A 13,829-nucleotide genomic window follows, 5' to 3' on the forward strand; every position below is an offset into this window, starting at 1 on the left:
AAATAAATTACACATTTTTCCTGTTGATTAATCATATGCTAATTCCCTCTTGACTAAAGGTATAGAAATTGTTACCCTTGTTCCCCTACTTTCTTCACCACTGAAAATTTCAATTTCTCCGTCATGGGCCTCAATAATCTGTTTTGCAATAGATAGTCCTAGGCCGGTCCCCCCCATTTCCCGGGATCTTGCCTTATCCACACGATAGAATCTTTCGAATATTCTAGGTAAATGTTGGCTTGGTATACCGATTCCATTGTCCTGAATGATAACTTCTGCATGATTGTTTTCCTGATGTACCTTTATTTTTATCTTTCCTGATTCCCCAGTATACTTAATGGCATTACTGAGGATATTTAAAACAACCTGCTCCATTCTATCCTTATCTACTAGAACAAAAATAGCTTCTTCCGCACCTATGTATTCTAATTGTTGCTTTTTATTTTTTGCTGAAACCTCTAACTTTAATATGGAATTTTTTACAATTTCATTGATATCAATTTCAGCTTTATTCCATTTTGATTTTTTATAATCTAATTTTGATAACTGCAGTAACTCCTGTACTAGTCTTGTCATTCTATCAGTTTCACTATTGATTACATTTAACCAATCAGTGGCTAACCCTTTGTCCTCCAGGACTCCATCCAATAGACTTTCCGTGTAGCTTTTTATGGTAGTTAGGGGTGTCCTTAACTCATGGGAAACATTTGCTACAAACTCTTTTCTCATATTTTCTAGTTTTTCATATTCTGTAACATCCTGAAGCAGTACAACAATCCCTTCTAAATCACCATTTTCCCTAAGAATAGGGGCATACTTGGCCCTTAGCTTTACATTCCCTTCTACATCAATAATTTCATTACCATACCATTTTTTCTTTTCCTCAAAAAAGCCTAGGGTTAATTTTTTATTTAATGAGGAAAAAACATCATCGAAGGTTTTATTTGTTAACGTTTCACCCTGTAATTTTAGCATTCTTAAGGCTATAGGATTAGCATGAATAATTTTCCCTTCTGCGGTGGTGGCAATCAATCCATCTGCCATGTTGTTGATGATCGTATCCATTTTCTTTTTTTCATTAGAAATCTCTTGTAATACCGTCCTTAGTCTAGCCGTGAGATAATTAAACATACTGGCTAATTGACCAATTTCATCATCGGATTTTACTTCAACCACTTGATCAAAATCTCCTCTAGCCATCTTTTCTGCCTTAATAGTAACATCATTAATAGGACCTGTGATGCTTTTAGCAACAAAATAGCCCAGGACAAAAGTAATAAATAGGGCTAGCATCGTTGCCCTAGTAAGAATAGATTTTGATTGATCTAAGGTTCGGTAGATGTCCTCTAAATTTTGTCTTAAGTAAACAGCCCCTGTAATACGACTATGCTCATCGTAAAGGGGAAAAATCATATTTTTTGAACTCCTCTGATTCTCTTGGCTGGAGACAATATCCTTTTCCTTTATTTCTCCATGAAAACCCGATAAAATTAAGTCGGAATCTAAAATATACATAGCATTTTGATTCCAATAGGATAGATTGGTGCTAGAAATAATGGTGAAATCATTATTTTTCTCTATTACATAGATCTCCATCCCCATTTTTTCATAGGGACTAATATTTTTTTGTATTTCCTCTTTATTGTTCTGCCAATCAATCTCCTCTAGGGTTGTCATAACACTACCGGCTATTTGAGTAAGGTTTCCCCTCACCACGTCCAAATGATATTGTTCAAATTGTTGAATAATAAAAACTCCTATAATTACCATCGCCATAAATACTAGCAAAAAATAAATAGTAATAAACTTAAATCTTATACCCTTAAACATACTAAGCCCTCCTGAAGTAATAACCTACTCCTCTTTTTGTGAGTATATACTTAGGACTACTGGCATCTTCCTCTACCTTCTCCCTCAGTCTTCTTATTGTAACATCTACTGTCCTTATGTCTCCATAGTATTCATATCCCCAAACTTCCTTAAGTAACTGTTCCCTTGAAAACACCTGTTCAGTTTGAACAGCTAAAAATTTTAATAGCTCAAATTCCCTAGAGGTTAATTCAATGACAGTGTTTTCTTTTTTCACTTCGTACTTATTAAAGTCAATAACCAATCCTCCCGAGGTAATAATAGATGCTTTTTTATCTCCAACCGGTGTATTCATACGTCTTAAATTAGCCTTTACTCGAGCTAAAAGCTCCCTCATACCAAAAGGCTTTGTTATGTAATCATCGGCTCCCATTTCCAAGCCCAGTACCTTGTCTACTTCCTCTTCCTTTGCCGTCAACATTAAAATAGGTATTGTAGAGGCTTCTCTAATCTTTCTACATACCTGAAATCCATCTAATTTAGGTAGCATAACATCCAGCAGGATTAAGTCAGGATTACCTTGAGAAACCTTACTCAGTGCTTCTTCTCCGTCATAAGCCAGCTCTACTTTGTATCCTTCCTTTTCTAAGTTAAACTTCAATATATCTGAGATTGGCTTTTCATCTTCTACAATTAATATCCTTGTCTCCATCTCCAATCACCTCATTAAGTATTTATATATTAAATTATTCTACTTTTTTCATAATTTTCCTGCTAGATCTATTTAATGTTAATTTTTGCCTTTTGTGTTGTTGTTTAAGCAAAAAATAAATAACGGAGAAATAAATTCTCCGTTACTGGTTTAAACTATTTAAAATAAATGAATAAATTCCTTTATATCCTTACCCTCTCCCAAATCCCTAAGGATATTCAATAGAGCTTCAATACCATGAATATCCACAAAATCCCTTATAATTCTAAAGGATTGGGTATAGGCTAAATAATCGTCTAATTGGTGAAATTCTTTTGTCAATATGTCTAAAGTGTATTCCTCATCTTCAAAAACTGCGTCCTTACCCCACTCATACTCATCAACCATATACTCAAAATAAAGACTAATTCCTTCTGTAAACCACAAAGGAAAGTTTCCTTTTGCTACATGATCTGTAAATAAATGAACCAATTCATGAAGAAATGGTCCTTGGGAATAAAAAATTCTATCTATTTCTTCTAAATCCTTTACCCAATGAACTGGATTTAAAAGATGGATACTATCTCCGTAATAAACCCCCATTGGCACAGGCCCCTGTCTTAGCATGGTATTTCTCATCAGAGCCCTAGGGTCATCATATAGAACTACCAATATCTTTTCTTCAGTTTTGTACTGAAAAACCTCCTCAACAGTCCTATATTTATCCTCTGCTGTTTTAGCCACTAAGTCCACGATTTCTTGGTCAATCCCATCATCATAACAAATAATAAAATGCTCCGTTGTAATAAAGTCGTAGTTCCCGACTCTATAGGAAACAATGGTGTTTTCCATCCCCCTAAGCATAGGACGAAGGGTAGCTATCGTGCTAGAGGGATACATTCTATAAGCTGCAAATCCTATAATGGATAAAAAGCTTACCACCATAAAAACCTTCAGTAGAATTTCTTTTGTTTTCATGCTTTTGTCCCCCTTACTATTTTGAAAATATAAAGGGGTAAGGTAAATCCATTATACCATAAAACCCTGCTATCTACTAGAATTCCCCCTGTTGAAATTAATGGGATTTCTCCCACTAGATAATCACCTTTTTTTAAAAGTCGCATAATCTATTATATAAGAATGATAAATTAATTGACTAAGTATTGTAGTTAGCTGTTTATAGTTAACCAGTACTTCTGTGAATTTAAAGTTAAAGGGGGACATAATGTGTTTGGTTATTCAAGTGTTGTGGAAGATCTTGTTATTGAAAAGTTGTTGAGTTCTAACGGAGAACACATCCCTGTTATTATAACTGGTGATGGGTGTCAATGTGATGATTTAGAAAAATGTGTCCAGGATTTAGGAGGTGTTGTTAAACATAAGCTACCCCTTATTAATGCTGTTGCCGCTTATATTCCACCTGTTGGAGTTAGAAGTGTGGCTAGAGAAAGGGCTGTTAGTAAGGTGCTTTTTGACGACATGGTCTTTAAGTTAATGGATATCGCCTCTGTTACAGTGGCAGCAGATTATGCCAATGAGCATGGTCTAACAGGAAAAGGAGTTACAGTAGCAGTAGTGGATTCAGGGGTATATCCCCATAGTGATTTAACTACACCCACCAACCGTATTATAGGGTTTGTAGATTTTGTTAACAAAAAAAACACTCCCTATGATGACGATGGTCATGGCACCCATGTGGCAGGGATTGTAGCCGGTAATGGCTTTGCATCAACTGGTAAGTATATGGGTATTGCTCCTGATGCCAATATTGTTGGGGTAAAGGTATTAAACAAGGATGGTGGAGGTAGTATTTCTGATGTTATAGCAGGGGTTCAATGGGTTGTGGATAATAAAAACCGTTACAATATCAAAGTTATGACCATGTCCTTAGGTACTAAAGCAAAATCTTCTTATAGAGAGGATCCCTTATGTAAAGCTGTTGATAGTGCTGCTGCCCAAGGTATAACTGTTGTGGTGGCTGCTGGTAATAGTGGTCCTGACACCTCTACCATCAATTCTCCCGCCATTAGCCCAAATATTATAGCAGTAGGAGCTTGTAACGACCGTACTGCATCTAATCCAAAAAACTGTAAAATTGCTGATTTTTCTAGTAGAGGTCCTACTCCTGATGGCATCCATAAGCCAGATATCCTAGCACCAGGAGTAGACATTAACTCTCTGAGTAATAAGGATAATGGTTACCGTAGTCTATCAGGCACCTCTATGGCTACCCCTATAGTAGCAGGTTGTGCTGCTTTATTATATGAAAACAACCCAAGACTTACACCACAGGAAACTAAAAATTTAATGATAAAAAACTCAGTTGGTCTAGGCTATGGTCCAGATGTTGAGGGATCAGGATTGATTGATATTAAAAGAATGATAGATACTACAAATCCAACGCCTCAACCTCGACCACCTCAACAAAATCCAGAAAATAAAAACCAAGGTTCAAAGAACTTCTTCTCTATATTTGATGGTTGGCTTTGGGTAATGGTGATTGTTCTTTTAATACTAATTATATAAAAGTAGAGTGGATCTTGGTTTCCTGGCAGTTCCTTATACGAAATAAAAAAAGCCACCTTTTTAGGTGGCTTAATAACTTACAAATTGTAATGGGTTAATAGGTGACCCATTTCTTCTTACTTCAAAGTGAAGATGGGGTCCTGTACTTCTCCCGGTATTTCCTACCTTTGCTATTTCTTGTCCCTTAAATACCCTGTCTCCTGTCTTAACTAAAAGCTTACTACAGTGGGCATAGTAGGTTTGATAACCATTTTCATGATTTATAATCACTAGATTGCCATAGCTGCCTCTGCTGCCAGCAAAGGAAACCCTTCCTGCATCAGCAGCTGTAATAGAGGTTCCCATAGGAGCTGCAATGTCAATTCCCTCATGTCGTCTTCCCCACCTCATTCCAAAGCCCGAGGTAATCCTACCTCTAGTAGGTCTAGCGAAGGTTCCTGTAGCTACTGTAGCTGGTCTAGTCTTTGTTCCCTCAGCAATTACTCTTGTGGTTGGTTCTGATAAGACCTTCTCCTGTAAAATTTCTCTATCGGCTAAAACTCCATTTTCTTTAATAAGGTAACCTTTTATTTCTCTTTTACCCTCTACCCCTTGGACAGTAATTCTTTTGTCTCCCTTATAGAGGGAGTCGGTTTTTACTGTTTCTGTATCAAAAGGAATGGCTTCTACTAATTCCACATATTCCTTTGTGGTTACAGTGATATAGGGCTTTGGTACAACTAGGCTAAGCCTTTGACCAATCTGCAATCGCTCTACGTTTATACCAGGATTTGCCGCAGCAATATCCTCCACCCTTAAGTCATAATTCCGTGCTATAACCCAAGCACTTTCTCCAGAAGCTACTTCATGGATTTTTTCTTCATCTGTACCCTTTGTAAGTAATTGAATTACTTCTTCTCTATCCTTAATATCTTGGATATCAGAAGCAACTTCTTCCAATGTTATGTTTTCCCTAAAGTCAACACTCTCATAATCTTTTTCTTCATCGGTAAAAGGATTTTTTATTTCTTCTAATAAGCTGTTGGCTATTGCTTCATCCCTTACTACAGCCACCTCTTCCCCATCTACAAAGATGGCAACGGCTTTTACCTTCATATCCAACTGCATTTTTATATTTTCAATAATCATTTTAGATGATGTTATAGCTTCTTTTTTTGCTTTTGTCTCCACTATATTTATATTTTCAGGAACAACAAATTCGTGTCCATACAATGCTTTAACTTCTTCTTTTACTTCTTCAATGGCTTTAGTAAAGTCCTCTTCACTTCTTACAACCGCTAGAACTTTGTCCTCCAGCTGCACCTCATAGGCCCGTAGTGATTTGTTAATGCTGACGTTCAATATCAGTGTGAAAATAATAACTAATAGTCCTATTGCTGTATAGGTAGCAACCCTGTTGTGTTTTTTCTGTCTAACTAGGAGCTTTATTTGACTTACAGCTTCCCTGTAAACCTTTAGTGCTCTTTCGTATCCTTCCATCTCGAGTTCTCCTCTCGTTGGGTATGTACTCTATTCTTTAGAGTATCTCTATTGTTTATTTAAAGTTTATTTATATTGTTGTAATAGTTTTGTAACATATTCTTTACTATTATATAATATTTTTTCCTCACTATACAACCCCAAACTTATGTTTTTCTAAGTTTTTCTATATTATTGTATCCTTTTTTAAAAAATATTATTAATTTCTTGCGTTCAACCACTGATTAAATAGATGTTTTAAATCTTTTTCTGTGTTTTTCTCACAAATTTTATAAAAATCCTCTGTTGTGGCATTTTTAAATTTGAATACTTCAAAATACTCCCTTAAGCTTTTTATAAAAGCCTCCTCCCCCATATAGGCTCTTAATTCTTCAATAAACATGGCCCCCTTGCTATACACTATACTACTATACTGCCAAGAGCTATCAAACTCCCTTAGACTTCTTAATATTCCCTCTCCCCTATCCGGTTCAAAATCAATATAGTTTTCATATTGTGCCTTTATCATTTTCTCAAATATTTGCTCCTTAATATGGGGTCCATATTTTTTTTCAAAATACATTAGGGTGCTATATTCTGTTAAGGCTTCGTCTAGCCAAGGTTCCTTTATTTCATTATTTCCTACAATTCCATACCACCACTGATGAGCAATCTCATGGGCTACTACATACTCTAGAGGAAAATCCTCTTCAATTTCATAGAGATCCTGACTTATCATAACCACATTGGGATATTCCATTCCTCCTATAAAAAAATCACAGGCTACAACCGATAGTTGTTGATAGGGATATGCTCCAAAAAGACTGTTAAAAACCTTTACAGCGTCTATACCATATTGTAATGCCTCTTCTCCCCTTAGTCCATCAATGGAATAGGAAAAAACTTTTGTGTTTCCCACTGACGCCTCTTGGATCTTAAAATTTTTGCTTAATATCATAACAAAGTTTCTTACAAGCTCTGCTTCTATTTCATAGATATTTTTCCCTTTTTTTTCATGAACCTTTACTATATTACCTGTGGTAGCCATTTTATACTGTTGTGGCAGAATTACAGTAACATCATACTTTCCCACCTCACTATAAAAGGGATCTCCTATTGCATAGTAGGGTTCCAAGTTCCATCCCTTTTCATCATAGACCGCCATGATGGGAAACCAGTTGGTAATGTTTATAGTATTATCACCATATCCCATTCTTCCTACAGTATTTGGCAGCTTTACTTGAAAGTCCATAGACAACTGGAGAGTCTCTCCAGGCCCTAAGGGCTTAGGGGGTGTTACCCTTAAGATCGTATCCGCCTTACCCATAATTTTGTACTCTACAGACCGCCTCCCCTCCTTTATATCTTCTATTTCTATATATCCAGGATCAAAGCCATTAGGGTACGCTCTCTCCATTTCTTTTTTTTCAAAGGGCGCTTCTTCTTTTCTTCTAAAGGCATTAGGATATAGATGAAGATAAATATTGTTTAAATCCTTTGCTTCTTGATTAGTATAAACAATTTTTTGACTTGCCTTTATGGTCATGTTTTCTTCTAGAAATTCTACAGTGATGTTATACTGGGTTAGATAGTCGATTCCATCATAAGGCTTGAGAACCTTTTCCGCTTCCCTAAAATCCCACGCATAGTGAAGGGATATAGTAATAAATAGGACGCTAAAAACAATCAACAGCAGCTTAAACTTTTTTTGACTTTTCACTTTTTCACCTCCATCTTCCTATGGCTATTAAAATTTTATTTAATATTCTGGATTTTATTACAAAATTTCATCAATAAAGGCAATAATTGTAAATAGTAAAATTCCATTAATAGCTTATTGTAGAATTGATACTATCCCCTTCAATAAATATGATATAATATTTTTATGAACAAAAAGATTTGGAGTGATCATTATGGGTTTTATAAAAACCACAACATCTATGGATTTAGGGGATACCCCCATCGAGAATATATTTATTGATGTATATATGCCTATAGCTAACGGAACCTTTGTAAAGGTTTACTTATTAGGCTATAAATATGCCTGCGATACAGAAATTAATAAATCACCAAATAATATTACCCTTGCTAAAAACTTAAATATCCCGCTGTCAGATGTATTGGAGGCATGGGACTTTTGGGAAAGCAAGAAAATCATTAAAAAAGTTTCTCAATGTGAGGAAAATAACTGGGATTATACCGTGGAGTTTGTTAGCCTAAAACAGCTTTATATAGATAATAATTACAAGTCTATTCAGCATTTGAATCAAGAGGATACAGAATCCAGCTCCTACAGCTGCTCCACAAAGGAGCTCATTGATGCCAATAAGGTGCCAGAAATCAAACAAATGTTTATAGAAATTAATAAAATTATTGCCCGCTCCCTTACTCCCAATGAAAAAATGCAAATCTTAGAATGGTTTCATAATTATAATATAGACCCTCCTTTAGTTATAAAGGCCTACAGCTATTGCCGCCATAAGAAAAACGTGAAAAACGTGAAATATGTAGCTGGTGTTATTAGAAATTGGTACGACTTAAATATAACTACTGTTGAGGATTTAGATACACACTTTTCTAAGCAGGGGGAAAGATATGGTGTCTATGACCGTATTTTTAAAGCAATGGGTTTTGCCTATAGGGAGCCCTCCGAAATAGAGATGAAAATTATGGATAAATGGCTGGATACCTATCAGTTTAGTATAGATATTATATTAAAGGCCTGTGAAAACTCCAGCAAAACCTCTAACCCAAACCTTAACTATATAGATAGTATATTGGGGGATTGGTATAAAAAAGGAGTTAAGAGGGTAGAGGATATTGAAGTAATGGATAACAGAAAAAAGGATGCTTCTCCTGACCCAATATCTAAGCCACAAAAACAATCCAAAATTAAAACCAAGTTTCATTTATCAGAAAGCAGAGTGTCAAAGTATGATCCTAAGGAGTTAGAGGATCTATTATTGAACCGTAATAAAAACAAGTAGTAGGAGTGAGTCTCTATGTACAATCAAATTATTAAAGATATACTAAGGGGATACGAAAGAAAAAGACAACAGAACCAAAGGCAACTGGAACGCCGTATAGAGGAAGTGTATCTCAAGGTTCCTGAAATCCAAACAGTAGATACTGAAATAAAAAAAACAGGGATTGCCTTATCCAAAGCATTAATTAATCATACCGAGAATCCTCAAGACCTATTGGCAACCTTTAAAAATCGTTTGGATCAATTAAGGCAGGACAAAGCTATTCTTTTGACAGAAAACAATATCCCTTTAGAGTATTTAGAAGAACAGTATCATTGCACCTATTGTAAGGACACGGGCTTTCTACCTGCAGGAGAAAAATGTAGTTGTCTTAAACAACAACTTATTAACTACACCTATGCCATGTCCAATTTAACATCTATCTTACAAAAAGAAAATTTTCATAGTTTTAATATAGATTTGTTTAGTGATAAACCCTTTGATGGTCATGAGAAGACCCCCAGAGAAAATATGTTAGATATTTTGAATATATGTGAAGGCTTTGTCTTTAACTTTGATGGAAATCAGGAGGAGAATCTGCTATTCTTTGGAGCTACTGGTTTGGGAAAAACCTTCTTAGCCAATTGTATTGCTAAAGGTTTATTGGATAAGGGAAAGGTAGTAGTTTATCAAACAGCGTTTAAAATATTAGAAATCCTTCAAGATCTCCGATTCCATAATCCTCAAGACAAAGAAAAGGCTCAACTATTATTTGACGCCGAACTCCTTATCATAGACGACCTAGGAACAGAGATGACCAATACCTTTACCAACAGCGAACTCTTTAACATCATTAATAGTCGTCTGTTGAGTAACAAAAAGACCATCATATCCACCAATCTAACCCCTGCAGATATAGGGGAACGCTATGATGACCGTATTTGCTCACGACTTTTTTCAAAGTATACAGTTCTTAAATTTTATGGAAAAGATTTAAGGTGGGAAAAGTAGATGACTCTAATCCTTAATTTGGTATCATCTACTTTCTAGGAATGTAGGTAATAATAAAAAAGTCCTTATACTTTTTAGGTATAAGGACTTTTTTTATTATTGGTGACCCCTAGGGGAATCGAACCCCTGTTACCGCCGTGAAAGGGCGGTGTCTTAACCGCTTGACCAAGGGGCCAGGTTTTTCAGCAAAACCCAGTATCCTTCACCAAGCTCTGCCGAAATATTATTTAAAAATAAAAATGGTGACCCATCCGCGACTCGAACGCGGGACACCCTGATTAAAAGTCAGGTGCTCTACCGACTGAGCTAATGGGTCGTGTAACACTCACAGTTATATATAATAATACAAAAAAGTAATTGTGTCAACACTTTTTGTCGAAAAAATAAATAGGTGTATTTTTCTATTATACACAAAATACCCTACAGAGCAAATTTTTTTCCTTTCCTCTGTAGGGTACATTTTAACTCACCTAGATTTATTGTTTTTATTTTGATGCAAAATGCTTATTTAGGTCTTCTACAAGCTTACTTACGTCAATGCCATGTACTTTGCCTGCATCAGCGATACTCTCCATTGTGGCGCCAGGACAACCAAGGCAATGTAGACCATACTTCATAAAAATAGGAGCTACTTCACGGTCCTGCTGTAATACGTGCATAATCGTCATGTCTTCTGTAACTTTAAACATATTTAATCCTCCTCAAATCCCCAGACTACGCATTAGAGCCTGTTGGGGAAATTTATTAATATTGTTGTGCTTAAATTTTTTCTATACTTTATGTTACTTAATGTTACCATTTTTAATGGGTTTTATCAACTATATTATGGATTTCATGAAAATATTTTAGCACTTATGCACATATTCCCATTAATATGCACAGGTGTTCGGTGGATAGTGTGGATAAATATGTTATTTATCCAAAAGATACATCTCCCTCGTAATATACATATTTTTAAATCTACTTAATAATATTGTACCCTCTTTTTTGAAAAAATCTCGATATTCTAGTAGTGCTTCTTCTTCAAAAACTGGTAACTCTTGATCTTCAAATTCATCATATATTATTTCTTTTACTTCAAATCCACAGTTTTTATAGCATTGTTGTGCCCTTTTGTTAAATAAAGCTACTTTTAAATTTAATTGTTTCATTTTCATAGATGTAAAATAATAGTCTAAAAAAATTTTTAGACTATCGGTGCCATAGCCTTTATTCACTTGTTCAGGGTCAAATACAATGCCTAATTCACTGGTTCTTTTAATCCACCCTATGTTTCTTAAAGCAATATATCCTACAAGGCTATCCTCTAAATTACAAACCCCAAAACATCTCTTTGTAAAGGATTTAGCTTTATTTCTATACCAGTAGTCCTTTTGTTTTTCTGTCATTTTGGGAAAGTTATAGCTATGAAATAAAGGATCCTTATGTTTCCCCCATAATTCCATAGCATTTACTTGTTCTCTTTGAAGCTCTGTAATATAGGTTTTTTCCCCCCTAGCTATTATCATCTCCGACCTCCAAAACCCCCTTTATTCTGCCCTATATTTATCATAATCCAAAAACTTTTGAAAATCTCCAGCCCATAACAACTCAACAGACCCCGTCTCACCATGACGGTGCTTTGCTATTATGACCTCAGCTACATTTTTCTTATCACTATCCTCATGATAATATTCGTCCCGATACAAAAACATAACCAAGTCAGCATCCTGTTCAATAGCTCCAGATTCCCTTAAATCCGATAGGATAGGGCGATGATCTGCCCTCATTTCTGGTGCCCTTGAAAGCTGAGACAAAGCTATAACAGGGCAATTCAATTCCTTAGCCATGATTTTTAAATTTCTCGATATAGCTGAAATTTCCTGTTGTCGATTTTCCGTTCTGCCGTCCCCCTGCATTAGCTGAAGATAATCCACCAATACTAGGTCTAGGCCTGACTCCATTTTCAAACGTCTACACTTAGAACGCATTTCCATAATACTAATCCCTGGTGTATCATCAAAATAAATATTAGATTGAGACAAGGGCAGCATAGCTGATGCCAGTTTTGTCCATTCCTCTTCATTTAAATGACCACTTTGAATTTTATTTAAGCTTACCATTGATTCCGATGCCAACATCCTTAACATCAGCTGCTCCTTTGACATCTCCAAACTAAAGACAGCCACCGATGCTGAAGCTTTAATAGCAGCATTTTGTGCTAGATTTAAAGAAAAAGCCGATTTTCCCATAGCTGGTCTAGCTGCCACCAATATTAGGTCAGAATTATGGAATCCACTTAGTTTTTTGTCTAAGTCAATAAACCCAGTTGTTAGTCCTGTAATAGCTTTTTTGTGCTCGTAAAGCTCTTCAATTTTATCAAAGGTATCGGATAACACCTTTTTGATAGGTGTAAAACCCTCCTGATATCTATTTTGAGAAATATCATAAATACTTTTTTGTGCCATTTCTAATGCTTGGGGCACTTCTACATCACTATTAAAACTGAGTTGGATAATTTCTTCTGAAGATTTAATAAGTCTTCTTAAAGTAGCCTTTTCCTCGACAATATCTGCATAATATTTTACATTAGCGGTAATAGGTACACCCTCTGCCAAACTATTAATATATGGTATGCCTCCTATAGCGTCTAATGTATCTCTTTTTTTTAATTCTTCTGTTAGCGTAATCAAATCCACCGGTTCTTCTCTATTAAAAACATCAAAAACAGCTTCAAAGATTTCTTTATGGGCTTCCTTATAAAAATCCTCAGCTTTAAGAATTTCAAACACTACAATAATGGATTCTTTATCCATTAACATAGCCCCTAGAACCGACTGCTCCGCCTCAATACTATGGGGCGGTACTTTAAATGTATTTATACCCTGCATTGTAATTCCTCCCAAATAAGGGCTGGGGCATAACCCCAACCCTTAAAGCTTTACTCTTCTGTAACATGAACTTTTAGCTTAGCAACAACTCCTGGATATATCTTCACTTCTAAATATTTTACCCCCAGCTCACGAATGGGATCTGGTAATAGGATTTTTTTCTTATCCAATTTTATGCTATGTTTTTTTTCTACTAGCTCACTAATTTCCTTTGAAGTTACTGAACCAAACAGTCTTCCCCCTTCTCCTGCCTTTGCTTTTATTTCTATTGTAAGCTTTTCAATTTTTTCTGCTAATTTTTTTGCTTCATCCAGTTCCTGCTGTTTTTTCATCTTTTGGACTTTGTTTTGTTGTTCCAATGTTTTTACATTTCCAGAGGTAGCCTCTACCGCTAAGTTTTTTGGTAATAAAAAGTTTCGTGCATAACCATCACTAACGTTTACTACATCACCTTTTTTACCTTGTCCTTTTACGTCTTGTAGTAAAATAACCTTCATG

12 protein-coding genes and 2 tRNA genes are annotated in these 13,829 nt (G+C 35.5%); 3 read left to right on the plus strand and 11 right to left on the minus strand.

What is annotated here, in order from left to right; translation table 11 throughout:
- Nucleotides 1-27 precede the first annotated feature (27 nt).
- From BLS22_RS13010 to BLS22_RS13020, 3 genes are all read right to left on the minus strand, one after another.
- Nucleotides 28-1,830, minus strand: a complete 1,803-nt coding sequence (locus tag BLS22_RS13010; protein WP_090554483.1) for an ATP-binding protein — start codon at nt 1,828-1,830, stop codon at nt 28-30.
- 1 nt (nt 1,831) lies between these two features.
- Nucleotides 1,832-2,521 carry a response regulator YycF gene (yycF, locus tag BLS22_RS13015; protein ID WP_090554486.1) on the minus strand — a complete coding sequence of 230 codons (690 nt, stop codon included), beginning with the start codon at nt 2,519-2,521 and terminating at the stop codon, nt 1,832-1,834.
- Nucleotides 2,522-2,680: 159 nt separating this feature from the next.
- The gene (locus BLS22_RS13020) at nt 2,681-3,478 is read right to left on the minus strand and encodes a peptidase MA family metallohydrolase (RefSeq protein ID WP_090554487.1); all 798 of its coding nucleotides are present in this window, start codon (nt 3,476-3,478) and stop codon (nt 2,681-2,683) included.
- A 249-nt stretch (nt 3,479-3,727) separates the two neighbouring features.
- On the opposite strand from BLS22_RS13020, the gene BLS22_RS13025 reads away from it, so the two are divergent.
- Complete coding sequence (locus tag BLS22_RS13025) at nt 3,728-5,026, plus strand: S8 family peptidase (RefSeq protein WP_090554489.1); 1,299 nt, start codon at nt 3,728-3,730, stop codon at nt 5,024-5,026.
- 69 nt (nt 5,027-5,095) lie between these two features.
- Here BLS22_RS13025 and BLS22_RS13030 read toward each other — a convergent pair whose 3' ends face one another.
- Together BLS22_RS13030 and BLS22_RS13035 are read right to left on the minus strand one after the other, a co-directional pair.
- Nucleotides 5,096-6,505 (minus strand): M23 family metallopeptidase, encoded by a 1,410-nt coding sequence (locus tag BLS22_RS13030; protein ID WP_090554491.1) that lies wholly within the window; start codon nt 6,503-6,505, stop codon nt 5,096-5,098.
- A gap of 199 nt (nt 6,506-6,704) precedes the next feature.
- Entirely contained in the window at nt 6,705-8,204 is a 1,500-nt protein-coding gene (locus BLS22_RS13035; protein WP_244269555.1) for a M1 family metallopeptidase, read from the minus strand.
- Between the two features lie 193 nt (nt 8,205-8,397).
- On the opposite strand from BLS22_RS13035, the gene BLS22_RS13040 reads away from it, so the two are divergent.
- The gene (locus BLS22_RS13040) at nt 8,398-9,471 is read left to right on the plus strand and encodes a DnaD domain protein (protein WP_090554493.1); all 1,074 of its coding nucleotides are present in this window, start codon (nt 8,398-8,400) and stop codon (nt 9,469-9,471) included.
- A 15-nt stretch (nt 9,472-9,486) separates the two neighbouring features.
- Nucleotides 9,487-10,461 carry an ATP-binding protein gene (locus tag BLS22_RS13045; RefSeq protein ID WP_090554495.1) on the plus strand — a complete coding sequence of 325 codons (975 nt, stop codon included), beginning with the start codon at nt 9,487-9,489 and terminating at the stop codon, nt 10,459-10,461.
- A gap of 100 nt (nt 10,462-10,561) precedes the next feature.
- On the opposite strand, the gene BLS22_RS13050 is transcribed toward BLS22_RS13045, so the two are convergent.
- The 6 genes from BLS22_RS13050 to rplI all read right to left on the minus strand — a co-directional run bounded on the left by BLS22_RS13050 (nt 10,562) and on the right by rplI (nt 13,828).
- Nucleotides 10,562-10,636: transfer RNA gene (locus BLS22_RS13050), tRNA-Glu, on the minus strand.
- A 65-nt stretch (nt 10,637-10,701) separates the two neighbouring features.
- A tRNA-Lys gene (locus BLS22_RS13055) sits at nt 10,702-10,777 on the minus strand.
- Nucleotides 10,778-10,946: 169 nt separating this feature from the next.
- Nucleotides 10,947-11,150, minus strand: a complete 204-nt coding sequence (locus BLS22_RS13060) for a DUF1858 domain-containing protein (RefSeq protein ID WP_090554497.1) — start codon at nt 11,148-11,150, stop codon at nt 10,947-10,949.
- Nucleotides 11,151-11,372: 222 nt separating this feature from the next.
- Nucleotides 11,373-11,969, minus strand: coding sequence for a GNAT family N-acetyltransferase (locus BLS22_RS13065; protein ID WP_090554500.1), 597 nt, complete (start codon nt 11,967-11,969; stop codon nt 11,373-11,375).
- A 21-nt stretch (nt 11,970-11,990) separates the two neighbouring features.
- Nucleotides 11,991-13,331: a replicative DNA helicase gene (dnaB, locus tag BLS22_RS13070; protein WP_090554502.1), complete on the minus strand. Its 1,341-nt coding sequence runs from the start codon at nt 13,329-13,331 to the stop codon at nt 11,991-11,993.
- A gap of 50 nt (nt 13,332-13,381) precedes the next feature.
- The gene (gene rplI / locus BLS22_RS13075; RefSeq protein ID WP_090554504.1) at nt 13,382-13,828 is read right to left on the minus strand and encodes a 50S ribosomal protein L9; all 447 of its coding nucleotides are present in this window, start codon (nt 13,826-13,828) and stop codon (nt 13,382-13,384) included.
- Between the last annotated feature and the right edge of the window lies 1 nt (nt 13,829).

The organism is Natronincola ferrireducens (assembly GCF_900100845.1).
GTDB lineage: Bacteria > Bacillota > Clostridia > Peptostreptococcales > Natronincolaceae > Natronincola_B > Natronincola_B ferrireducens.